Origin of the sequence: Pseudomonas sp. Root562, from assembly GCF_001427125.1 — a bacterium.
GTDB lineage: Bacteria > Pseudomonadota > Gammaproteobacteria > Pseudomonadales > Pseudomonadaceae > Aquipseudomonas.
Genome location: NZ_LMGK01000015.1, coordinates 1 through 22,787 on the forward strand (window position 1 = coordinate 1; position 22,787 = coordinate 22,787).

At 58.0% G+C, this 22,787-nt stretch carries 27 protein-coding genes; 10 read left to right on the plus strand and 17 right to left on the minus strand.

Annotated elements, in window-relative coordinates:
• Positions 1-209: 209 nt before the first annotated feature.
• The 3 genes from ASD60_RS13385 to ASD60_RS13395 form a co-directional block, all read right to left on the minus strand.
• Positions 210-1,736, minus strand: coding sequence for a SulP family inorganic anion transporter (locus tag ASD60_RS13385; RefSeq protein ID WP_056854463.1), 1,527 nt, complete (start codon positions 1,734-1,736; stop codon positions 210-212).
• A gap of 88 nt (positions 1,737-1,824) precedes the next feature.
• Positions 1,825-2,556 (minus strand): carbonic anhydrase, encoded by a 732-nt coding sequence (locus tag ASD60_RS13390; RefSeq protein ID WP_056854464.1) that lies wholly within the window; start codon positions 2,554-2,556, stop codon positions 1,825-1,827.
• Between the two features lie 242 nt (positions 2,557-2,798).
• Positions 2,799-3,857 carry a PA0069 family radical SAM protein gene (locus ASD60_RS13395; protein WP_056854465.1) on the minus strand — a complete coding sequence of 353 codons (1,059 nt, stop codon included), beginning with the start codon at positions 3,855-3,857 and terminating at the stop codon, positions 2,799-2,801.
• A gap of 221 nt (positions 3,858-4,078) precedes the next feature.
• On the opposite strand from ASD60_RS13395, the gene ASD60_RS13400 reads away from it, so the two are divergent.
• The gene (locus tag ASD60_RS13400) at positions 4,079-4,381 is read left to right on the plus strand and encodes a hypothetical protein (protein ID WP_056854466.1); all 303 of its coding nucleotides are present in this window, start codon (positions 4,079-4,081) and stop codon (positions 4,379-4,381) included.
• 103 nt (positions 4,382-4,484) lie between these two features.
• Positions 4,485-5,129, plus strand: a complete 645-nt coding sequence (locus ASD60_RS13405) for a phosphatase domain-containing protein (protein WP_056854467.1) — start codon at positions 4,485-4,487, stop codon at positions 5,127-5,129.
• 46 nt (positions 5,130-5,175) lie between these two features.
• Here ASD60_RS13405 and ASD60_RS13410 read toward each other — a convergent pair whose 3' ends face one another.
• Positions 5,176-5,463: a YheV family putative zinc ribbon protein gene (locus ASD60_RS13410; protein WP_056854468.1), complete on the minus strand. Its 288-nt coding sequence runs from the start codon at positions 5,461-5,463 to the stop codon at positions 5,176-5,178.
• Positions 5,460-7,511 (minus strand): oligopeptidase A, encoded by a 2,052-nt coding sequence (gene prlC, locus ASD60_RS13415; protein WP_056854492.1) that lies wholly within the window; start codon positions 7,509-7,511, stop codon positions 5,460-5,462. Before prlC ends, ASD60_RS13410 begins: the two co-directional genes overlap by 4 nt.
• Before the next feature lie 89 nt (positions 7,512-7,600).
• On the opposite strand from prlC, the gene ASD60_RS13420 reads away from it, so the two are divergent.
• Both ASD60_RS13420 and ASD60_RS13425 read left to right on the plus strand, forming a co-directional pair.
• Positions 7,601-8,146 carry a gamma carbonic anhydrase family protein gene (locus ASD60_RS13420; RefSeq protein ID WP_056854469.1) on the plus strand — a complete coding sequence of 182 codons (546 nt, stop codon included), beginning with the start codon at positions 7,601-7,603 and terminating at the stop codon, positions 8,144-8,146.
• Positions 8,147-8,190: 44 nt separating this feature from the next.
• On the plus strand, positions 8,191-8,841 hold the full coding sequence (locus ASD60_RS13425; protein ID WP_056854470.1) for an HAD family hydrolase: 651 nt from the start codon (positions 8,191-8,193) through the stop codon (positions 8,839-8,841).
• A 109-nt stretch (positions 8,842-8,950) separates the two neighbouring features.
• Here ASD60_RS13425 and ASD60_RS13430 read toward each other — a convergent pair whose 3' ends face one another.
• A complete protein-coding gene (locus ASD60_RS13430; protein WP_056854471.1) occupies positions 8,951-10,042 on the minus strand; it encodes an aminopeptidase in 1,092 nt (363 codons plus the stop codon).
• A 58-nt stretch (positions 10,043-10,100) separates the two neighbouring features.
• Here ASD60_RS13430 and ASD60_RS13435 point away from each other — a divergent pair, with 58 nt between their 5' ends.
• Both ASD60_RS13435 and ASD60_RS13440 read left to right on the plus strand, forming a co-directional pair.
• Positions 10,101-10,523, plus strand: a complete 423-nt coding sequence (locus ASD60_RS13435) for a PA0061/PA0062 family lipoprotein (RefSeq protein ID WP_056854472.1) — start codon at positions 10,101-10,103, stop codon at positions 10,521-10,523.
• A gap of 40 nt (positions 10,524-10,563) precedes the next feature.
• Complete coding sequence (locus tag ASD60_RS13440) at positions 10,564-10,983, plus strand: PA0061/PA0062 family lipoprotein (RefSeq protein WP_056854473.1); 420 nt, start codon at positions 10,564-10,566, stop codon at positions 10,981-10,983.
• Between the two features lie 6 nt (positions 10,984-10,989).
• Here ASD60_RS13440 and ASD60_RS13445 read toward each other — a convergent pair whose 3' ends face one another.
• On the minus strand, positions 10,990-11,223 hold the full coding sequence (locus ASD60_RS13445; RefSeq protein ID WP_056854474.1) for a DUF1161 domain-containing protein: 234 nt from the start codon (positions 11,221-11,223) through the stop codon (positions 10,990-10,992).
• Positions 11,224-11,403: 180 nt separating this feature from the next.
• Entirely contained in the window at positions 11,404-11,835 is a 432-nt protein-coding gene (locus ASD60_RS13450; protein WP_056854475.1) for an OsmC family protein, read from the minus strand.
• Positions 11,836-12,075: 240 nt separating this feature from the next.
• Between ASD60_RS13450 and ASD60_RS13455 the strand changes: the two genes are divergently transcribed.
• Positions 12,076-13,077, plus strand: a complete 1,002-nt coding sequence (locus ASD60_RS13455) for an LLM class flavin-dependent oxidoreductase (protein WP_056854476.1) — start codon at positions 12,076-12,078, stop codon at positions 13,075-13,077.
• A 63-nt stretch (positions 13,078-13,140) separates the two neighbouring features.
• On the opposite strand, the gene ASD60_RS13460 is transcribed toward ASD60_RS13455, so the two are convergent.
• Both ASD60_RS13460 and ASD60_RS13465 read right to left on the minus strand, forming a co-directional pair.
• Positions 13,141-13,362: a DUF1161 domain-containing protein gene (locus tag ASD60_RS13460; protein ID WP_056854493.1), complete on the minus strand. Its 222-nt coding sequence runs from the start codon at positions 13,360-13,362 to the stop codon at positions 13,141-13,143.
• Between the two features lie 119 nt (positions 13,363-13,481).
• Positions 13,482-13,697 (minus strand): dodecin, encoded by a 216-nt coding sequence (locus ASD60_RS13465; RefSeq protein ID WP_056854477.1) that lies wholly within the window; start codon positions 13,695-13,697, stop codon positions 13,482-13,484.
• Positions 13,698-13,855: 158 nt separating this feature from the next.
• Here ASD60_RS13465 and ASD60_RS13470 point away from each other — a divergent pair, with 158 nt between their 5' ends.
• A complete protein-coding gene (locus ASD60_RS13470; RefSeq protein WP_056854478.1) occupies positions 13,856-14,182 on the plus strand; it encodes a DUF883 family protein in 327 nt (108 codons plus the stop codon).
• Here the strand turns inward: ASD60_RS13470 and ASD60_RS13475 are convergent.
• Complete coding sequence (locus ASD60_RS13475; protein WP_056854479.1) at positions 14,155-15,072, minus strand: LysR family transcriptional regulator; 918 nt, start codon at positions 15,070-15,072, stop codon at positions 14,155-14,157. The two genes, ASD60_RS13470 and ASD60_RS13475, sit on opposite strands and share 28 nt — an antisense overlap.
• 124 nt (positions 15,073-15,196) lie before the next feature.
• Between ASD60_RS13475 and trpB the strand changes: the two genes are divergently transcribed.
• Both trpB and trpA read left to right on the plus strand, forming a co-directional pair.
• Complete coding sequence (gene trpB / locus ASD60_RS13480; protein WP_056854480.1) at positions 15,197-16,417, plus strand: tryptophan synthase subunit beta; 1,221 nt, start codon at positions 15,197-15,199, stop codon at positions 16,415-16,417.
• Positions 16,417-17,229, plus strand: a complete 813-nt coding sequence (trpA, locus tag ASD60_RS13485; RefSeq protein ID WP_056854481.1) for a tryptophan synthase subunit alpha — start codon at positions 16,417-16,419, stop codon at positions 17,227-17,229. Before trpB ends, trpA begins: the two co-directional genes overlap by 1 nt.
• Positions 17,230-17,327: 98 nt before the next feature.
• On the opposite strand, the gene ASD60_RS13490 is transcribed toward trpA, so the two are convergent.
• The 6 genes from ASD60_RS13490 to ASD60_RS13515 form a co-directional block, all read right to left on the minus strand.
• Positions 17,328-19,289, minus strand: coding sequence for a DUF7844 domain-containing protein (locus tag ASD60_RS13490; protein WP_056854482.1), 1,962 nt, complete (start codon positions 19,287-19,289; stop codon positions 17,328-17,330).
• A complete protein-coding gene (locus ASD60_RS13495; protein WP_056854483.1) occupies positions 19,286-19,606 on the minus strand; it encodes a DUF2388 domain-containing protein in 321 nt (106 codons plus the stop codon). The genes ASD60_RS13490 and ASD60_RS13495 overlap by 4 nt, the downstream gene beginning before the upstream one ends.
• A gap of 28 nt (positions 19,607-19,634) precedes the next feature.
• Entirely contained in the window at positions 19,635-19,952 is a 318-nt protein-coding gene (locus tag ASD60_RS13500; RefSeq protein WP_056854484.1) for a DUF2388 domain-containing protein, read from the minus strand.
• A 107-nt stretch (positions 19,953-20,059) separates the two neighbouring features.
• Positions 20,060-20,377, minus strand: a complete 318-nt coding sequence (locus ASD60_RS13505; protein ID WP_056854485.1) for a DUF2388 domain-containing protein — start codon at positions 20,375-20,377, stop codon at positions 20,060-20,062.
• A gap of 364 nt (positions 20,378-20,741) precedes the next feature.
• Complete coding sequence (locus tag ASD60_RS13510; protein WP_007902752.1) at positions 20,742-20,957, minus strand: DUF1127 domain-containing protein; 216 nt, start codon at positions 20,955-20,957, stop codon at positions 20,742-20,744.
• 319 nt (positions 20,958-21,276) lie between these two features.
• Positions 21,277-22,770 carry an acetyl-CoA hydrolase/transferase family protein gene (locus tag ASD60_RS13515; RefSeq protein ID WP_056854486.1) on the minus strand — a complete coding sequence of 498 codons (1,494 nt, stop codon included), beginning with the start codon at positions 22,768-22,770 and terminating at the stop codon, positions 21,277-21,279.
• Positions 22,771-22,787 lie beyond the last annotated feature (17 nt).

Genomic DNA, 22,787 nt, shown 5'->3' on the forward strand with positions numbered 1-22,787 from the left:
CTACAGACAAGGTCAGGAGCAAATCCTGCCTTCAGGAGCGATCGGCCTCCCCCCAGAAACGCACTTGCTGTTGTATGAGTCCTTGAGCGTAACCTCTCTCTTTGGACTCAGGGTCAACATACAAGGAGCGAGCCTGCTAGCGATGACATTCAACATTACAGTTGACTGATCCGCCGCCATCGCGAGCAGGCTCGCTCCTACATTGGCCCTCAGCCAGCCGCGCCAATTCCCGTATTAGTCCGAACCCGCCCTTCAAGCCTGCGCTTCAACCCCCGCGACTCAATCAACAGCTTCGAACCTTTGGCTGCATTCGCCCGACCCCATTCTTCCAGCAGTTCCAGGCATGAGTGATCGATGTAGCTCAGGTTATTGAGCGGCACGTGCACTGTCGCACCTGCGGGAATGGTCGCCAGTACCTTGGTCAGCGCCGGCACTTTGAGAAAAGTCGCCGCGCCTGTCAGGCGCAATTCCATTTCTCCTGCCTCGGGCAGATCGATCAGGCTGATTTTCAACCGTGAAGCCTTCAATGCCAGCTTCACCAGCGTCAGGCCGAAGCCGATCAATACGCCGGTCAGCAAGTCAGTGAAAACGATGGCTAATGCGGTGGCGGCATAGGTGAACATCGGCATCCGGCCGTAGCGCCCCAGACCGCGGAAAGCCTTGAGATCCACAAGCTTGAAGCCGGTATAAACCAGCACACCCGCCAGGCTAGCCACCGGAATGCTTTGCAACACGCTCGACAACAGCAAAACGAACGCCAGCAGCCACAGGCCGTGGAAAATCGTCGAGTAACGCGTGGTAGCGCCGGCCTGGACGTTGGCAGAGCTGCGCACGATCACGCCCGTCATCGGCAGTGCGCCGAGCAGCCCGCAGAGCATGTTGCCGACGCCTTGCGCCGACAGTTCCCGGTCGAAGTCCGAGCGCTGGCCGCTGTGCATCCGGTCTACTGCGGCAGCCGACAGCAGGGTTTCGGCACTGGCGATGAAAGCCACTGCAAAGGCAGCGATGAGCAGGGCAGGGTCTGCCAGATTGAGCAAATCTGCCGGTCGCAGCCAATCAATGGCTTCAGCCAGATTGGCCGGAACCTCCACCCGTTTGACCTGCAACGACAAGAGCAGGCTGGCGGTAGTGGCGAGACCCACACCGAGCAAGGCGCCAGGTATGAAACGCAGGGAATGCGGACGCAGCTTTTCCCATAGCCACATCACGGCGATGGTCGATAACCCGAGCAGGCCGGCCTGCCAGCCAACGGATGGCAAAGCCTGGGCGACTGCGGTGGGAAAGCTCGCGAGGTTATCCAGCCCTGACGGCTTTGGCGCCGCATCGAGCATCACGTGCACCTGTGAGAGGACGATCAGCACACCGATCCCGGCAAGCATGCCGTACACGACGGCAGGCGCTGTCACGCGGAACCAGCAGCCCAGTTTCAAACGGCCGGCCACCAATTGCAGAAAACCTGCGAGCAGTAATATCGGCCCGAGCATGGTCACGCCATGCTGACGTACCAGTTCGAATACCAGTACCGCCAGACCGGCGGCGGGACCGCTTACTTGCAAGGGCGAACCGGCCAGCCAGCCAACGACCAGGCCACCAATGATCCCGGTGATCAGGCCTTTGGCCGGAGGTAAACCCGAAGCAATGGCAATGCCCATGCACAAGGGCAGGGCGACCAGAAAAACGACCACGGAAGCCAGCAGCTCCCTTGGTAAAACATTTTTGAATTGCGCAGCACGCATGGTGATTCTCCCGAAGTTTTCTTCAGGCATGGCGAAGCCAGGCTGCCTGATCGGCAGCCTCGACTGAACCATACGGATTTAGGAGGTTTTAGAAGCGCGCTTTGGGCGTCGCCACCGGAACGGGCAGGCTGCCATTGAGCGGCAGGAAACATCCCTGATCGGCGTCGTAGGCTTTGATTTCGCTGGTTTCGATGTTGTAGACCCAACCGTGGATAAACAACTGACCGTTAGCCATTCGCGAGGCCACCGATGGATGAGTGCGCAAATGCTGCAATTGGGCGATGACATTCTCTTCGGTGAGGATGTGCATGCTTTCGCTTTCATTCGCGCAGTTGCAGTTGTCCTGGACCATGGTCTTCGCCACTTCGGCATGCCGCAGCCAGGCTTTGACCGTAGGCATTTTTTCCAGGCTCTGGGGGTTGAGCACCGCTCGCATCGCGCCGCAGTCGGAGTGCCCGCAGATGATGATGTGGTGCACGCCGAGGGCCAGCACCGCGTACTCGATCGCCGTGGAGACACCTCCGTTCATCTGTCCGTAAGGCGGTACGACGTTGCCGACGTTACGCGTCACGAACAGGTCGCCGGGGGCGCTTTGGGTGATCAGTTCAGGAACGATGCGCGAATCGGCGCAGGCGATGAACATGGCTCGCGGGCGTTGAGCCGTGGCGAGTTTCTTGAAGAGCTCTTCCTGTTGCGGAAAGATCTCATGATGGAAATGCAAAAAGCCGTCAACGATATGCTGCAGCGCTGCATCGGCGGTTTCCGCCTCGGGTTGGGTGGAAGCCGACGCAGCCAACGGCTGTTTATCCTTGTCACTCATGATTCATCCTCTTTGGCGGAGTCAGGGAGTTTTCCGTGAAGTCCGGTGTGAAGCCAGTGGCTGTATAAAAAACATCCAGGTCGAAGGCCTCGACCCGTCAGTCACTCGATGAACAAGGTAGCGGCCGAATCTTAACTCAAACTGAATAAAGCGCTCTAGAACGTGTGTTCCAGGTCACAAAAAACGTGACCAGCTTAATCTTCGTGCGCGCTCTTCAGTACTCAACCATAGGCCAATTGTCCTCAAATCAGTGACATTTGGCGACCCGGCGGACAAAAGGCGTCGCAGTCCAGGTTGAAGCCTTCCCGATGATTAAGCCCCAGGCGCTTGATGGTCTTGGCAAAGCGCTGCGCCAGCAAATCGGCAAACGGTCCTTCTCCGCGCATTCGTGCGCCAAAGCGGCTGTCGTAAAGCTCACCGCCACGACTCTGGCGTATCAGGCTCAACACATGCGCCGCCCGTTGCGGATAGTGGGCGGCCAGCCATTGCTCGAACAGCGGCGCCACTTCCAGCGGCAGGCGCAACATCATGTAGGCAGCGCTTTGCGCCCCGGCCGCCTGGGCTTCAGTGAGCAGGCTTTCGAGTTCGCTGTCGTTGATCATCGGAATCATCGGTGAACACAGCACACCCACCGGAATGCCCGCATCACGCATGACCCTGATTGCCCGCAGCCGGGCCTTGGGCGCCGCGGCGCGGGGTTCGAGGATGCGTTTGAGCTCGTCGTCAAGGGTAGTCAGGCTGATCATCACCGCCACCAGCCTTTGCTGTGCAAGTTCGGCCAGAAGGTCCAGATCGCGAAGAATCAGTGAACCTTTGGTGATGATGGTCACGGGATGGCGATAGCGCAGCAATACCTCGAGAGTCTGGCGGGTGATTTTGTACTCGCGCTCGATCGGCTGATACGGATCGGTGTTGGAACCGAGGTTGATCGGCGCACATTGATAGCCGCGCTTGGACAACTGCTGTTCCAGCACCTCCACTGCATTGGTCTTGGCGATCAACCGGGTCTCGAAATCCAGCCCCGGCGACATGTCCCAATAGGCGTGACTGGGGCGTGCGTAGCAATAAATGCAACCGTGTTCGCACCCACGATAAGGATTGATCGAGCGGTCGAAGGGCAGGTCTGGTGAGTTGTTGCGAGTGATGATGCTTTTCGCCGTCTCGATGCGCACTTCGGTGCCTTGAGTCACTGGCGCTTCCTGATGCCAGCCGTCGTCCTCGGCTACCGAGCGGCTCGGAGCAAAGCGATTGTGCGGGTTGGCCGCAGTGCCGCGACCGCGGGGAGGCAGGATGGTCGCCATCGAAGGTGTTCCTTGGTCTGTATATTCATACAGTATACGAGGTTGCCCCTATCAACCAGTACCGTTCAGCTTTTTACTAGGCTGGGCAGATCTTTCAAATAACGTGTCCGGCAACTGGTAAATTGAAGAAACATATAAGGCATCGCTCGATTAAACGTTACCTTCTATATTCTTACCTCCAAGTAACACCCACTAAGCAAAATAAATAAAAGGATTTGTTTATGTCTTTCTTTAATCAGCGTGGCATCTTTCTACAACTCATGCGGCCGAGCCCTTCGGAGCCGAATACTCTTGTTTCGTTGCAACTTGCTCGTAAAGAGCTAAGTTGGGATGCGGAGAATCAACAACAAGTCGAAGCCTTGGTTGATTCGGTTTTTTTTACGGCCACGTCCAAAGACCTTGGCAACTCTTTCAGTATTGGAAACGTTAACAAGGATGTAGACCGCGACGGGGTCATTGGTGCAGGGGACAAGGCCAAGTTAGAGGCACTGGCCAAGGCTTATGCGGCGATTATCAATCCTTGATGCAAGGGTTCACGTTTCTTTGACAGATAGCTCACGGGTCTTTGACTGATCAGGATGCAAGCTTGACCTCAATGTCCAGCTTCCATCCTGACGGTCACCCAGCATGTTCTTTCTGCGTTTTATTTCGGTGATGTGTTTATCACTGGTCGTATTGCTTCACTTGGCACCGGTGTACGCCGATGATGCCGATTTGCGCCGTCCGGCAGAATGGGCACAACCGGTCGAAGTGCAATACAACCTGTTTAAAATGTCGCCGACGTTGTACCGCAGTGCATTACCCGACAGTGGAGCGCTGCGGTTATTGGAAAGACTCAAGGTCGCAACAGTCATCAGTTTTCTACCTGAGTCGGACGCAAACTGGTTATCCACGCCTGCAATCACTCAAGTACATCTGCCTTATCGAACCAACCACGTCGATGATGCCGACATACTCAAGGCATTACGGGCCATTCGAACTGCCGAAACCAATGGCCCGGTGCTGATGCACTGTAAACACGGCTCAGACCGAACCGGCCTGATCGCGGCCATGTATCGGGTGGTGGTGCAGGGATGGAGCAAGGAGGACGCGCTGAGCGAAATGACCCAGGGCGGCTTTGGAGACAGCACTCACTTCAAGGACGGCATCCGTTACATGATGCAGGCTGACGTGGACAAGCTTCGCACTGCATTGGCCAATGGCGATTGCAGCACGAGCCCGTTCGCGGCGTGTTCGATGAAAAACTGGTTCCAGTCCGCTCATCTTCAGTAACAACAACGCCTCCCACTGCATTGCGCATCGGGAGGCGTCTTTCTACTCAATGCTGCTCGTCAGGTTTCTTTTTCAGCTTCGGGTTCGGGAAAAACTGCACTGCCTGAACCTTGGTATCAGGTGCCTTCAGGGCAGACGTATTGACCCGGGTGCCCAGTTCCTTGGGCACCGACAAACCTTGTTCATTGAGCGTGTCCGAGTATCCGCAAGCCACGCATTCACGATGCGGCACGCTGTCTTCGTTCCACATCATCAACTTGTCCGGCTCACTGCAGGCCGGGCAAACCGCCCCGGCGATAAAGCGTCGTTTGGTAATCACGGGACCCTCACTCATGCTGCCGCGTCCTCACTCAGGCCGCTGTGGCGCAAGAGTGCGTCAATCGAAGGCTCGCGGCCACGGAAGTCGACGAACAACACCATCGGCTCCTGGGAACCCCCGCGCGCGAGAATCGCCTCGCGGAATGCGCGGCCAGTCTCGGCGTTGAGCACGCCTTCTTCCTCGAACTTCGAGAACGCATCGGCGGACAGCACTTCAGCCCATTTATAGCTGTAGTACCCCGCGGCGTAACCGCCAGCGAAGATGTGCGCAAAGCTGTTGGGGAAGCGATTGTAGGCTGGTGGGCGCATCACGGAGACCTCGTCACGCACGCCTTCGAGTACTTGCAGCACGCTACGGCCGTCGCCGTGAGTGGCATGCAGTTCGAAGTCGAACAGTGAGAACTCCAGTTGGCGCACCATCATCAGGCCGGACTGGAAGTTCTTCGCCGCAAGCATTTTTTGCAGGAGGTCCTGCGGCAACGGCTCGCCGGTTTCGTAATGACCGGAAATCAGCGCCAGGCCTTCCGGCTCCCAGCACCAGTTTTCCATGAACTGGCTCGGCAACTCGACCGCATCCCAGGCCACGCCGTTGATTCCGGACACGCCGGCGTGCTCGACCCGGGTCAGCAAGTGGTGCAGGCCATGGCCGAACTCGTGGAACAGCGTGGTGACTTCATCGTGGGTCAGCAGCGCAGGCTTGCCGCTGTCGGCCGGGGTGAAGTTGCACACCAGGTTGGCAACCGGGCTTTGCAGCACTCCGTCAGCGGTGCGGCGACGGTCCCGGGCGCCGTCCATCCAGGCCCCGCCGCGCTTGTTGGCGCGGGCGTAGAGGTCGAAGAAGAAGCGCCCGACGTGCTGGCCGTTTTCCTTGATTTCGAACAGGCGAACATCCGGGTGCCAGGTGTCGAAGCCTTTTTGTTCGGCGATCTCGATGCCGTAGAGGCGCTGAACGATGGCGAACAGACCGCCCAGTACTTTATCGATCGGGAAGTAGGCACGCAGCGCTTCCTGGGCAACGCTGTAGCGCTGTTCGCGGAGTTTTTCGCCGTAGAAACCGCTGTCCCAGCTTTGCAGATCCGCGCAGCCCTGCTCCGCGGCGTAAGCCTTGAGCTGTTGCAGGTCCTGGGCGGCGAACGGCTTGCTGCGTTGGGCCAGATCGCGCAGGAAGCTCAGCACCTGGTCGCTGGACTCGGCCATTTTGGTGGCCAGGCTCAATTCCGAGAAACTGCCGAAGCCCAGGAGTTTTGCCAGTTCCTGACGCAGGTCGAGGATTTCTTCCATCACCGGACCGTTATCGTTCTGCCCGGCATTCGGGCCTTGATCCGACGCACGGGTGCAGTAGGCGGCGTAGACTTCTTCACGCAGCGCACGGTTGTGGGCGTAGGTCATCACCGCGTAGTAGCTTGGGAACTCCAGAGTGATCAGCCAGCCATCCAGTTCTTTGGCTTGTGCCGCGGCGGCCATTTGCGCCTTGGCCGAATCGGTCAGGCCGGCGAGGGCGGCTTCATCGGTGATGTGCTTGGTCCAGGCCTGGGTTGCGTCGAGCAACTGGTTGGAGAAGCGGCTGCCCAACTCGGACAGTTTGCTCTGCACTTCGGCATAGCGCTTCTGCTGCGCTTCCGGCAGGTCGATACCCGACAGACGGAAGTCGCGCAGGGCGTGTTCCAGGATGGTTTTTTGCGCAACGTCGAAACCGGCGGCTTCCGGGCTGTTGGCCAAGGCTTCATAGGCCTGGAACAGTTCACGGTTCTGGCCCATTTCAGTCGAGTAAGCGCTCAATGCCGGCAGGCATGACTCGTAGGCTTCGCGCAGTTCGGCGCTGTTGCACACGGCGTTCAAGTGGCTGACCGGGCTCCAGGCGGCGCCCAGGCGGTCGTTGAGTTCATCCATCGCCAGCACCAGGCCGGCCCAGGTCGGTTGTTTGCCCTGGGTCTTGAGGATCTCGATAATGGCGGCACGGTTATCCGCCAGGATCTGTTCAATGGCCGGTTGCACATGCTCGGCACGGATCGCGGAGAACGGCGGCAGGTCGTAGGACTGCAAAAGAGGGTTGTTCACGCTCACGGTTGGCACCTTGGCTGGAAGAAACATGCAGCCATCTTAATTACAATCGACGTTCACCGCAGCTATCAGCAACAGAGAGAAACCCTATCGTGAATCTTCGCAAATACCAGAACCACACGCCGTTGCTGGGTAAAGGCGCCTTTGTCGACCGCTCGGCGGTGGTGATCGGCGACGTAGAAATCGGCGAGGACAGCTCGGTATGGCCGTTGACGGTGATCCGCGGCGACATGCACCGCATCCGCATCGGTGCGCGCACCAGCGTGCAGGATGGCTGCGTGCTGCACATCACCCATGCCGGGCCGTTCAACCCCGACGGTTTCCCGTTGCTGATCGGCGATGACGTGACGATTGCCCACAAAGTCATGTTGCACGGGTGCAGCGTGGGCAGCCGGGTGTTGATCGGCATGGGCAGCATCGTGATGGACGGCGCGGTGGTTGCCGACGATGTGATCATTGGTGCCGGCAGCCTCGTACCACCGGGCAAACGCCTGGAAAGCGGCTTTTTGTATGTGGGCAGTCCGGTGAAGCAGGTAAGACCGCTGACTGACAAGGAACAAGCCTTTTTCACTTATAGCGCGGCGAACTACGTGAAACTCAAGGATCTGCATCTAGCCGAAGGCTACGACCAAAACTAAGCCCCTGATAACGAAAAGCGCCTCGCCATTGCCCAGGAATTTTCATGCATTACCAAACCGTTTTATTCGACCTCGACGGCACGCTGACTGATCCGCGCGAGGGCATTACACGTTCGATCCAATTTGCCTTGAGTAAGCTCGGCATCGATGAGCCCGACCTGACCCGGCTCGAACACTTCATTGGTCCGCCGTTGTTGCAGGCGTTCATGCAGTTCTATGGGTTTGATGAGCCAAAGGCCTGGGAAGCGGTGAATTTCTACCGGGAGCGTTTCAAAGTCACCGGCTTGTACGAAAACCGTGTATTTGATGGCGTCACCCCGCTTCTGGAAACCCTTGGAGGCCAAGGGCGACAGCTTTACATCGCCACCTCCAAGCCGTGGGTGTTCGCCCGTGAAATCGCCCGGCATTTCGACTTCGCCAAACATTTCAAAGTGATTTACGGCAGTGAGCTCGATGGCACCCGGACCAATAAGGTCGAGCTGATCGCGCACTTGGTAGCCGAGGAAGGCCTGGACCCGGCCAATACGCTGATGATCGGCGACCGCAAGCACGACCTGATTGGCGCACGCAGCAATGGCCTGGACGCCGCGGCGGTGGGATACGGATTTGGCAGTCGGGAAGAGCTGAGCGCTGAAGCGCCGGCCTATCATTTTGAAACGCTGGACGAGATGCACCAGGCGTTTTTGCGCGGCTAATGAAGTCGCCATCGCGGGCAAGCCTTGCTCCTACAGAGTTGTTGTCGTTCATGGATTTTTCACTCGACGCAAATTCGTAGGAGCAAGGCTTGCCCGCGATGACGTCGGTTCAACCTCCAGAGATTTTTGAGCCCGCCAATGTTTTCAACGCCGCTTTACGTTTTTCCAGCGGCAACGCCCCCAGCTCTTCCGCCGCCATATAAAACGCCACCCAATCCCCACCAGCCTGCTTGAATAACGCTGCAAACGCCCGCACCCACTGGTCATAGAGCCCAAACGGCAACAGCCGCGCGTTGTTCATCGGGGCATTGATCCATGCGTCATAGCGTTTATCCCCGGCCCATTGGCTGTCGCGCAATTGGCGGTACTCGTCGCGCATGCGTTCGAACTCCGCCGCTTTGCGCTGACGCATTTGCTCCGGCGGCAAGGGCTGGGCGTACAGGTTTTCAAGGCGGCTGCGGGTGTCCAGAACCAGCTCAATGAATTGAGCCCGTTGCCGTGCCTGCGCTCCGCTTTCAGGCGGCAGGCGACGGTAGGCACGCCATTGGCGGGTGCCCTCCTGTTCGACGAAGGTGGCGAATGACTCGTTGAACTCCGTGTCGTCCTTCACGTACACGCGTTGATGCGCCAGTTCGTGAAAGATCAGCGTGGCCAGGCGTTCGTCGCCCCAGCCCATCATCGAACTCATGATCGGATCATTGAACCAGCCCAGTGTCGAGTACGCCTCGACGCCGCCGATGGATACGTCCAGGCCTTGCAGGCGCTGCAACGCCGCCTCACCGCGAGCGGCACTCTGGCTGTAATAGCCGCGATACGCCACGCACCCGGCAATCGGGAAGCAGTGATTTTGCGGTTTCAGGGAAAATTCCGGCGTGGCAAATACGTTCCAGACTACATAAGGGCGACCAATGTCAGCGTACAAGCGGTAACTCTGGTTATCCGGCAGGTGCAACTGTCGGCTGGCGAACGTCCGGGCCTTTTGCGATTCGGCCAGATGCGCACGCAGTTTCTGATCTCGCTGAGAGTCGGCAATGACACTGGAAACCGGCTCCCGTGCCCGCAGCAACTGCATCTGACCGCTGGCCAGTTGGCTGTAGTAACTGATGCTGGAACAACCGTTGAGCAACAAAAATAACGCACCCGGAAACAAAACGCGTAAAACGCGATCAAGTAACCCAAGGCTTGGACGCGGCCTGATCAAAATAAAAATCCCTGGAGAGTCTGCTCGCAAGACTATCCCGCTTGACTGGAGTTCCGCTATGCGCAAGTTGATGCTGACGGGAGGCCTGCTGATGCTGGCCGGTTGTGCCGGGTTCGGGTTACCTCACCATGATCCGACGCAGGCATGGATCGATCTGGAGTCGCATCAGGAAGACACGGCACTGCTGGCGATGGAGGTGGACAACAAGGCGGCCACCGACAAGCGTTACTTCGAGGTGCAGCCGGGCAGTCATGAGTTGACGGTTCGCTATCAGTTTCCGGTGCAGCCCACCAACATCGGCCCCGATGCCGAGCCGCTGTGGCGTGATTGTCAGATGAACGTGAAATTCAACGGTTTCAATGCCGGTGAGCGCTATCAACTGCAAGCGGGGAACATTGGCTTCCGCCCGTGGGCCAAACTTTACGATCAGCAGCGAAAAGTCATCGGTCAGGGCACACCGGCTGGCTGCCAACGCACCTGATCAGCGCTATCCTGAGTATCCAGACATCGGGATATTCATCATGCGCAGGTTATTGCTGTTACTGACCGCAAGTGCGGTGGCCGGTTGTTCGACACCGATGCCGGCAGCTAATCCGCAAATGGCGTGGGTCGATTTCTCTACGCCATTTCCCAACGACAAATTGTTGATGGCCGAGCGTCTGGACAACCAGCGATTGCGTGATGGACGTTTTTTCCAGGTCACTCCGGGTAGTCATGAGTTGACTGTTCGCTTCGATTTCGAAGTGCCGGGTGGAAGTTCGGACCTTATGGATGGTGGCACGGAACGGCTGTGCTACATGATCATCAAGTACGATCATTTCGAAGCCGGTCAGCGTTACCTGCTTCAGGCCCGCTCCATGGCGTTCACCCCGCAAGCACGCCTGTATAACGCCAAACATGAAATCGTTGCCGAAGAACGCCAGATCAACTGTGTTCCGTAGGGTCGGTCAGCGATCGTTCTTCTGGTAAATGATTTTCTTGGTGCCGTTCTCGCATGAGCCTACGACCATGTTCTGATCGTGCACTTCGTCGTTGGCCACGATCTCCAGGGTGTAGGACGTAACGCCACTTGCCTGGATCTTGGCTTCGATTTCGGCCTTGAGTTCTTCACAGGGCTTGGGTGCGGCAAAGGCCGATGTGGCCAACGCGCAACAGATAACCGCCAAGGCAAAACGTTTCATGGTTGAAGCTCCTTTTGAGGCAGCACGCATATCCGTGCGTTTGGGCTGCTGTCATTAATTCGACCACAGTTTTGCAAGCGTTGTTTGTTTCAAGGCAAAAAAGATCGCAGCCTTCGGCAGCTCCACAGATTCACGTTGACCCTGTAGGGGCTGCCTGAGGCTGCGATCTTTAATCAGTGTTCAACTGACCAGCGTGGCTTCCAGGGTGATCCTGGCATTCAGCACTTTGGAAACCGGGCATCCTTCCTTGGCCTTGTTGCTCAGCTCTTCGAACTGCGCCTGGCTGGCGCCGGGTATTTTCGCTTTGAGGATCAGTTTCACGGCCGTGATCGCAAAACCGCCATCCACCTGGTCCAGCGTGACTTCGGCATTGGTATCAATACTGTCAGCCTTGAGGCCCGCGTCGCCGAGGATCATGGAAAATGCCATGGAAAAACAACCCGCGTGGGCGGCGCCGATCAGCTCTTCAGGGTTGGTGCCCTTGCCGCCTTCGAAGCGCGCCTTGAAGCCGTAGGGCGCTTCCCGAAGTACACCGGTTTCCGTGGAAATCGAGCCGATGCCGGTTTTCAGATCACCTTCCCAATGGGCTGATGCTTTCTTGATGATCGCCATGCTTGTCTCCTCCAGGATTCGGCACGAAGCGTCGTGCCTATTTGGTTTGGTTCGTCAGGGTTCTGAGGATAGACCTTGGCGCAAAGTTCATCTCATCTGATCTGTCCGCTTTTTTTGTACGAATTTTCCCCGTGCTATTGAAACTCGGGTATATGCCCTCATTGCATGAAACACGCTTTTGGATTCGGCAGGTTTTCGTTCGCGAGAAAAACCTGCGCCCTCAATTGGAGTAGCAGGTTTATGAAACGACTGTCCGATATCAAGTTCTCGACCCTCGATCTGGTGCCCGTGCGGGAAAACGGCAGCGCAGCGCAATCGCTGCGCAATTCGCTGGACCTGGCGCAGCATGTGGAAAAATTCGGCTACCACCGTTTTTGGGTCGCCGAACATCACAACATGGATGGCATTGCCAGTTCCGCGACCTCGGTGCTGTTGGGTTATCTGGCGGGGGGCACATCGACCATCCGTGTCGGTTCGGGTGGGGTGATGCTGCCCAACCACGCGCCATTGGTGATTGCTGAACAATTCGGCACCTTGGAAAGCCTTTATCCAGGGCGGATCGACCTTGGCCTCGGGCGTGCGCCGGGCTCGGATCAGATGACCGCCCGCGCCCTGCGTCGTGAACGTTCCGGCAGTGCCGATGATTTTCCGGAAGATGTTGCGGAACTGGTGCGTTACCTCGGCCCTCGCACGCCGGACCAGCGCGTCATCGCGATGCCGGGCACCGGTACGAATGTTCCGATCTGGCTGCTGGGGTCCAGCCTGTTCAGTGCGCAACTGGCGGGCGAAAGAGGATTGCCTTACGCCTTTGCGTCACATTTCGCACCGCGCTTCATGCACGAGGCGATTCGCGTCTACCGCAATCACTTCACACCCTCCGCGGTCCTGGACAAGCCCTACGTGATGCTCGGCGTACCGCTGGTGGCGGCTGACACCGATGAACAGGCGGACTATCTGGCCACCTCGATGTTCCAGCGGATTCTCGCCCTGATGCGAGGCCAGAGCCTGGTCCAGCGCCCACCGGTGAAAACCATGGATGGCCTGTGGCTGCCCCATGAGCGAGAAGCGGTGAGCGATTTCCTCGGTCTGGCAATGATCGGCGGCCCGGAGAAAATCCGCGCCAGACTGGAAGTGTTGATCGAACAGACTCAGGCCGATGAGTTGATCTTTACCTGCGACCTGTATGAACATTCCGATCGTCTGCATTCCTACGAATTGTTGGCGCAAGTCATGAAAGGCTGATCTTCAGGCAGGCGTAAAAAGCCGACGTTTTGCGTCGGCTTTTTATTGTCTGAAGGAATCAGGCTATTTTTTGTAGACAATGACCTTGGTACCGCTTTCACAGGTGCCGACCACTTGCCCGCCGGCCTCGGTGCCTTTATCGACAATTTCCAGCGAATACCCGGAAACGCCCTTGGCATCCAGTTTTGCGGCGATTTCCGCTTTGAGCTCTTCGCATGACTTACCGGCGGCGAACACGGTGCCTGCAAGGCTCAATAATCCAATTGCCAAAATAAACTTCTTCATCAGTCGCATCCCCGGTCGGTTCAAAGGGGCGCCCAGCGTCGGCTGGACGCACTTATGTAGCGCTTTGCCATTCCCTATGGCAATCGGCCAGCGCGCAAGTTCAGAAGACGGGTCGACCCTCAGCTGCTGGCAATCCGGAATCCGACTTTCAGCGTCACCTGAAAGTGTGCAGCCTTGCCGTCCTGGATATGCCCACGGGTTTCGGTCACTTCAAACCATTCCATGTGTTTGATGCTTTTGGCCGCTTCAGCCAGGGCGTTGTTGATCGCATCTTCAATACTGCTGGTGGACGAGCCAACCAATTCGACTTTCTTGTAGGTGTGATGGTCAGACATGGGGTTCTCCTTTTGGGTGTGAAGTACAGCCTAGCAGTGAATTTGTGTCTTACTTCTGTCGCTCGATCCGACATGGAAGTTCAGATTTACTGCACTTTCTCGAACCGCTGAAGTCCCAACCAACACACGCCACTCATCAACAATGCAGGAGAGCCACCATGGCCAACAGCTCGTTACGTAAAGCCTCATTGCAAAGCATGGAAGCGGAGATCGAGAGTCTGCTCAAATCCTTGGAAAACCTGAAGGAAGACGCCTCGGACGAGTCGCGTAAAACCCTCAAGGTGCTCAAAGGCAACGCCGAGAACGCATTGCGGCATTCGCGCCATCTGCTCGCCGATGCCTATGAAGAGGTCAAGGTCAAAACCCGTGAGACAGGTATTGCCACCCGGGACTACGCCCAGGAACACCCTTGGACTACAGCGGGTGTTGCCGTCGGTGCACTGGGCCTGTTGGCGGCTTACTTGCTATGCAAACGCGGTGACTGATCCGTCTGGCGCAACTCATTCTTGAGCCAATGCGCCAGTTGCCGGGCGCGCCCGTCCGCGGCGCGCTTGGGTAGCCACAGCGCCAGATGTGCCGGGGTTTCGCTGAAACCCCATGGCGCTACCAAACGGCCAGCCTTCAAATCTTCAGCCACCAGCGGCTCCGGGGCAATCGCCACACCCAGCCCGGCCACGGCCGCTTCCAGCAAGTAATACAAATGTTCGAAACCCTGTCCGTACTTCAACGCCTTGGCGTCGAGGCCGCTTTGTTGCACCCAGCTGGGCCAGGCCTGCGGCCGGGAAGTGGTGTGCAGCAACGATTCATTGAGCAACGCGCTGGGCGGTGCCGTTTTCAGGCGCTCGAAGCCGGCGAACCGCGGGCTCATGACCGGGCCGATCCGCTCGCTGGTCAGTTCAAAGACCTGCATGTCCGCAGGCCAGGGCGGCTCGGCAAAAACCAGCAAGGCATCCAGGCCCGGGCGACGCGGATCGAGATCGCCTTCCCCGGCAGACAGGTGCAAACGCAGGTCAGGCAAGTCGGAATTCAATCGACCCAGGCGCGGAATGAACCAGCGTGCCAGGAGGCTCCCCGAACAACCCAGCACAAATGGCGCATCCGCCGTGCTTTGCGTGAGCTCGGCGCAAACCGTACGCAAGCGTTCGAAAGCTTCAGCACTGGCGTCGCGTAGCCGCATTCCGGCATCTGTGAGTTTAAGGCCGCGGCCATCCTTGACGAAAAGGCTGACGCCGAGGTGTTCTTCCAGCACCTTGAGCTGACGGCTGACTGCGCCGTGAGTTACGTGCAACTGCTCCGCTGCCTGACTGACACTGTTCAGCCGGGCAGTTGCCTCGAAGGCGCGCAGGGCATTGAGCGGGGGGAGGTCGTGGCTCATTTTATCTGTGAGTTTTCCTGACAGGTTATGGCGATCTTATCGGTTTTCAGTCGAGGACGTCAGGGGTAGAGTGGACCCCACTGTCTCTTTATGCCCCATTCACGCATTCAACTGGAGCGCCCAAATGACCCAGACCAATCTGCGCAACGGCCCTGATGCCAACGGCCTGTTTGGCGCGTTCGGCGGCCGTTACGTTGCCGAAACCCTGATGCCGTTGATCCTCGATCTGGCCCGCGAATACGAAGCGGCCAAGGAAGATCCGGCATTCAAAGAAGAATTGGCCTACTTCCAGCGCGATTACGTCGGTCGTCCAAGTCCTCTGTATTTCGCCGAACGCCTGACCGAGTTCTGCGGCGGTGCGAAGATTTACCTCAAGCGTGAAGAGCTGAACCACACCGGCGCGCACAAGATCAACAATTGCATCGGCCAGATCCTGCTGGCGCGGCGCATGGGCAAGAAACGCATCATCGCCGAAACCGGCGCTGGCATGCATGGTGTGGCGACTGCCACCGTGGCCGCGCGTTTTGGTCTCGATTGCGTGATCTACATGGGTACCACTGACATCGAACGTCAGCAGGCCAACGTATTTCGCATGAAGCTGCTGGGCGCCGAGGTGATTCCAGTCGTGGCCGGCACCGGCACTCTCAAGGACGCGATGAACGAAGCCTTGCGTGACTGGGTGACCAACGTCGACAGCACCTTCTACCTGATCGGCACCGTAGCCGGTCCGCACCCGTATCCAGCGATGGTTCGCGACTTCCAGGCCGTCATCGGCAAGGAAACCCGTGATCAACTGCAAGCCCAGGAAGGCCGTCTGCCGGACAGCCTGGTGGCGTGCATCGGCGGCGGCTCCAACGCCATGGGCTTGTTCCATCCGTTCCTCGACGACAAGAGCGTTGAAATCATCGGTGTTGAAGCAGCCGGTTATGGCATTGAAACCGGCAAGCACGCAGCCAGCCTCAATGGTGGTGTACCCGGCGTGCTGCATGGTAACCGCACCTTCCTGCTGCAGGACGAAGATGGCCAGATCATCGATGCCCACTCGATTTCCGCCGGCCTCGACTATCCGGGTATTGGTCCGGAACACGCCTGGTTGCATGACATCGGCCGCGTTCAGTACACCTCGGTGACTGATGACGAAGCCCTTGCGGCGTTCCATCAATGCTGCCGTCTGGAAGGGATCATTCCTGCCCTGGAAAGCGCCCATGCCCTGGCTGAAGTGTTCAAGCGCGCCCCGAACCTGCCGAAGGATCACCTGATGGTCGTCAACCTGTCCGGCCGTGGCGACAAAGACATGCAAACCGTGATGCACCACATGGAACAATCGAAGCAGGAGAAACACTGATGAGCCGCCTGCAAACACGTTTTTCCGAACTCAAGGAACAGAACCGTGCCGCGCTGGTGACCTTTGTCACCGCTGGCGACCCGAGCTACGACACCTCGTTGGCCATCCTCAAAGGCTTGCCGGCAGCCGGCGCTGACGTGATCGAACTGGGCATGCCCTTCACCGATCCGATGGCCGACGGCCCAGCGATCCAGCTCGCCAACATCCGTGCCCTGGGTGCCAGGCAGAACCTGGCGAAAACCCTGGAAATGGTTCGTGAATTCCGCAAGGACAACAACGAAACCCCGCTGGTGCTGATGGGCTACTTCAACCCCATCCACATGTACGGCGTGCCACGTTTCATCGCCGAAGCGAAAGAGGCCGGCGTCGATGGCTTGATCGTGGTCGACATGCCGCCTGAGCATAACGGCGAACTGTGCGACCCGGCGCAGGCTGCCGGCATCGACTTCATCCGCCTGACCACGCCGACCACCGATGACGTGCGTTTGCCAACGGTGCTCAATGGCAGCTCCGGCTTCGTGTACTACGTGTCCGTGGCCGGTGTGACCGGTGCTGGCGCCGCAACGCTGGAACATGTCGAAGAAGCGGTCGCTCGCCTGCGCCGTCATACCGATCTGCCGATCAGTATCGGTTTTGGCATTCGCACACCAGAACAAGCGGCGGCCATCGCGCGTCTGGCCGATGGTGTGGTGGTGGGGTCGGCGTTGATCGATCACATCGCCAATGCCACTACGCCGGACCAGGCAATCGATGGTGTATTGAGCCTGTGCTCGGCGCTGGCCGACGGCGTGCGCCAGGCACGCGTCAGCTGAGGGTGATTTCCCCGACGTACGGGAATCAACAAAAAGGCTTCAGAACTCGGTTCTGAAGCCTTTTTTTGTTGCGTGTCAGGGGAGGGGAAAGGCCTATATCAAGGCAACTCCAGCCCACCCGACGCCTTGTGCAATTTACGCAGATGCTCGCCAATTTGTTTCACGTTAGCCTCGTTGGCAGCCATTTCGGCTGCTCGGGACGGTTCGAGCAGCGCCCGTACTTCCTTGTCCAGATCCCCGGTCAAGGCTTGAAGCTGCTTTTGCCGCAGGCTGCTTTCCGACTCCAGGCGCTGCCATTCATTCGGCTGCGGCAAGCCGTATCCTCCGCTGCCGAGCAATTCGGCCGGTCGACTGAGGAAGCCGCTGTTATCGAGAATCTGCCTCAGCGTTGCATTAGCCTTGTCCATCCCGCCGTTTTTCAATTCTCGAGCGCCCAGGTAACGCTGTTTGACTTCGTCCTGAGCCAGCAACAACTGGCGCCGGAAGCTTGCTTGCTCGAGCAACAGAAGGGCCGCGCTGGTGCGCAGATCTGCCTGTTCGAACCACGTGCGGCGCTCTTCGGCCTTCAAGTCCAGCCAGTCTTCGACGGTTTCCTGTTTGACCGGCAGGCTTTTTTTCAGCACATCAAACATCGCTTGATAGCGATCCCGGAACGAGTCGAACCGATAGCCCAGGCGCAGTGCTTCGCGGGGATCGTCCAGCACACTGGTGTCCGCCAGCCCGCGCCCTTTCAGCACTTCCAGCAGGCCGTTGGGCATGATGTTGTCCAGAGCAACCAGTTTTGAATTGTTAGTGCCACTGCGCAGTAACTTCAGCTCCTCTACGGCGCAATTGTTGGAGAGGAAAAAGTAGTTGCCGTCGTAACTCCAGTGCATCTCGGCGGCGCGCTCAACCACACCTTCGATCTCGCTGCGCGAAAGGTCCAGCGGTACGGATGCCAGGCTGCGCAATTCAGTCTTGGTGTACTCGTCAATGACTTGAGCCAGCGGTAATACAAACAGACGTGACGGATATTTACCCACCAGACCGTCCCAGCTCGACAGCTGCACGTCGCCGACAAAGGCCCGATATGACAGCACCAGATGCTGGTCCAGATCCAACCGACAATCCGGCCCGCGTGGGCGTCCCGGTGCGCAGATCACCAGGCGCAACATGCTGTGGCCCCATCGACTGACCCAGTTCTGGTTAGCCTCGGCCAGCAAATAGTCGACGGCATAAACTCGCTCTGGATCGACCTGGCCCAGCGGGGTTTTGGCAAAATCATTGCCGGCATTCAGGAAAGCGAAGGTTTTACCGCAGTCGCTCTTGGCGGTGGGTGCCCATCCAAAGTGCTCTTTGTAATAGCGGTACAGCGCCGGACGACGGCAGGCATAACTCGGGTCAAGCAGGAAATACTCCATGTTGACCGCGACGAATTCCTTAGGGCTGCTGGTCTCGTAGATGTCCGGGCTGCGGGCAATCTGGCGGTTGTGCTGTTCACGCTCACCACGACGACCCACGTATTGCGGCCAACCGGCGAGATCAAGCAAGCGCGGATCGTCGCTGAGGGTAAAGCGGCGGCCAGACTGGCCTCGGCATTCATCTGGAATACCGACCAGCCCTGCGCTGCTGTCCTGGCGGGTACAGCGCTGAATCAGCGAGCGCTGCGCCTGTGGCCACAAACGCGAGCGATCATAAATGTGGGTCAGTTCGTGCAGAACCGTGGCCAGCATTTCCCGACGCACTGTGCCGTGAGGACGATAGGTTTTCTTGGTGGCTGCGCTGCCATCGGTGAGGCTGGCCAGCAGATTGCGGTTCAAATCGAGCTCAGAAACCGGGGACGCCTGGCCGTAGGCGTTGGCGGGCATGTCATCGGTCCAGCCGACGTCAATTCGACGGTCGAGTTGCTTGATGAAATGCGGCGGCAATGCCTGCATGGCTTCATCCAGCAATGCCTGGCTGGCCTGCTGCTGTGCGGGGCTCAGGCCTTCGGTCTTGAGATGCAGTTCGAGGTCGGCGTGGGCCATGTTGCCGAGCAGCAACATGACCCCGGCCAACAGCCAGGTGACTGGAGACCTCACAGTGCGAGGATGGCTTCAGCGAGATCCTGATCACTGGCGTCTCGGGCTTCCGGAACGCGGGTGCGCAACAAACTGAAAGCCGATTCCAGGTGCGCACCACGGATGTCTCCGTTACTGGCGACAAAGCTGGCGGCATCGTCTTGAGCTTCGCGGACGATTTTCGAGTCGCGAATGGACGTTGTTGTATCAGACGTGAAATCGAGTGTGCGCTGGGTCGCGCGGATAAGGATGTTACTGGTGGCAACCAGGGTATGGGCCTGTGCCACATCGGCCAACAACAGCAGGCCGAGGGTGGCGGCAATCAGCGGGTTACGCATGGAACGACTCCGGAGAAACTTGGGATAACTATTGGACGAGAATTGCCTGTGCCAGTTCAAGGTCGCTTGCATGAAGTTTTGGCTGGGTCCGGCGCAGGTAAGACAGGGCCGATTCCAGTTGTGCGCCTCTGAGTTGGCCATCACTGGCGATGAACGCCGCGGCATCATCCCGGGCGGCGAGCAGCAGTTTATGGTCGAAGGGCGCGGAGGTCACCATGCTTGTGGCGTAACCGCTGGCTACGGTGCCTTGCGTGGACAGGTTGAAGGCATCGAAAGCCTGGGCCGCGCCTGAGTAGGTGGCCGCAAAAAACAGTGAAGGGATTAACAGATATGAAAAAAAACGCATGAGACTCGACAGTTGAAAGTGAGTCTCAAGGCTAGCGCAAGGCCCGGTCTAGAGCCAGCGTCGAAATATCGGGACACGTCTGACGTGTCCCTCTTCAAAGCAGTCGCTTAGATCGTCAGGATCGCCTGTGCCAGTTGTGCGTCTGTCGCGTTGAGTTGTGGCGCCTGATGGCGAATGTGGTCGAGAGCGCTTTCCAGTTTTACGCCACGGATGGCGCCTTCACTGGCAACGAAGCTGGCAGCGTCGTCACGGGCCGCGAGTACAATTTTGTCGTCTCTAAAAGAAGACGTGACGTCGGAGGTCGCGTCCGATGTGGCCTTGAGTGCACCAACGACGGCATCGGTGGTCACGATGAAGCTGGTGGCGTGGGAATTGGCAGCCACGGCAAGCAGGGCTGCAGCGCTAAGCAGACGAAGACGGGACATGGTGTAACTCCTTTTGATGGGCAATTTTAAGGTGGCGCTCTGTGCGGAGTCTGACGCCAGACGCTTGGCATTCGCCACTTATTGGTTTGATATTAGGCCTGTGCGCAACGATTCGCACAGTGTCGTTTGTTCGGGCCGGGATATTGGCTGATTTGCGTGACGCTGATCAGGTTCTCTGAAGACGTGAAATGCCAAAATTGTACTGGTTAGAATATCAATACTTAAAACTGTACCTATTTGAATCAGATGGCCGAAATTCTGGCTCCAAAACGACGAAACCCGTCGTGGTTTCCCACGACGGGTTTCGTTTTTTCAATTCGGGTTGCTGGCGATGGACCATCAGGTCAGGGCCAGCGACGCTAACTTAGCGCCAGAACGGCTTGCTCAGCTCTTCGTAGCGTTGTGCTTCGCTAATCCCGGCATCAGCCAGCAGACGCGAATCCAGACGAGCCAGTTGATGGCGGCTGGAGATGCGGCGCTGCCACAGCATCAGGTTGGCGATAACGCGCAGAGGCATGGAAGCCTGGGTTTTTGCAGCAGTGTCTTCGAAGAACAGTTCGGAACTGAGTGTACGTTCCATGATTGACATCCTTCCGCTTGTGGCGGGATTAGGTAGTGGTTTAACTGGTGCCCATGATCCTCTCTCTTGCCTAGCCACTGTAGATACAGTTCATCTGTATTGTGAGGGCTCAGTTAACTGTTTATAGGCGGTGTACTGGTCTAAATTGAGGCAACTGTACTTGTCTGCGCCATTATGGTGCATTTTCGGCCATTAAGACTTGATGAGTAGGCTATAGCTGTAGGAAAAGACCGGTACAGCAGTACAGTTTTTGTAAGTAAAGCGTCTTGCAATTGCCCGCTGACGAAACTGTGTTTGCGTCAGCGGCAATCTGTACCAATTAACTGGCGATCATTCGCCCGGTTTCTTCCAGGTTCATGTGCCAGCTCAGGGCATCACGCAGGATATGCGGGGTATGTCCGCCCACTGCGCAAGCCTTTTCAAAATAATCGCTGAGGGCCTGGCGGTAATCCGGGTGTACGCAGTTGTCGATGATCACCCGCGCCCGCTCGCGGGGCGCCAGGCCGCGCAGATCGGCCAAACCGATTTCGGTGACCAGGATGTCGACGTCATGCTCGGTGTGGTCGACATGGCTGACCATCGGCACCACGCTGGAAATCGCGCCGCCCTTGGCAATCGACTTGGTCACGAAGATCGCCAGGTGCGCATTGCGTGCAAAGTCACCCGAACCGCCAATCCCATTCATCATCCGCGTGCCGCAGACGTGGGTGGAGTTGACGTTGCCATAGATGTCGAACTCAAGCGCCGTGTTGATACCGATGATCCCGAGGCGACGTACCACTTCGGGGTGATTGGAGATCTCCTGAGGGCGCAGCACCAGTTTGTCCTTGTAGCGCTCCAGGTTGCCGAACACGTCAGCATTGCGGCGGCTGGAGAGGGTGATGGAGCTTCCCGAAGCAAAGCTCAGCTTGCCCGCGTCGATCAGGTCGAACGTCGAGTCCTGCAGCACTTCGGAATACATCGTCAGGTCTTCGAAAGGCGAGTCGATCAGGCCGCACATCACCGAGTTGGCGATGGTACCGATCCCGGCCTGCAGCGGCCCGAGCTTATTGGTCATGCGCCCGGCGTCCACTTCCTGCTTGAAGAAGTCGATCAAGTGATCGGCAATGGCTTGGGTGTCGGCGTCGGGTGGCAGCACGGTGGATGGTGAGTCCGGTTGCTGGGTGATGACGATCGCCACAATCTTTTCCGGCGGGATCGGGATTGCGCTGCTGCCAATGCGATCGTCGACCTTGACCAGTGGGATCGGCGTGCGGGTCGGACGATAGGTCGGAATATAGATGTCGTGCAGACCTTCGAGATTCGGGTTGTGTGCCAGGTTGATCTCGACGATCACGTGTTTGGCGAAAATCGCGAAGCTGGCCGAGTTACCCACCGATGTAGTCGGCACGATATGGCCTTGCTCGGTGATGGCCACGGCTTCGATCACCGCGATATCTGGCAACTTGAGCTGTTGATTGCGCAGTTGCTCGACGGTTTCCGAAAGGTGTTGATCGATGAACATCACCTCGCCTGCGTTAATCGCCTTGCGCAAGGTGCTGTCCACCTGGAACGGCATGCGGCGTGACAGCACGCCGGCTTCGGTGAGTTGCTTGTCGAGGTCGTTGCCCAGACTGGCGCCGGTCATCAGGCTGATCTTCAGCGGCGTGACCTTGGCTCGCTCCGCCAGTGCGTGGGGTACGGCCTTGGCTTCGCCGGCGCGGGTGAAGCCGCTCATGCCAACGGTCATGCCGTCCTGAATCAGAGCGGCGGCGTCGGCAGCGCTCATCACTTTGTCCAACAACGATGGCAGGCGAATACGGTCACGGTACATGGATTGTTATCTCGGGC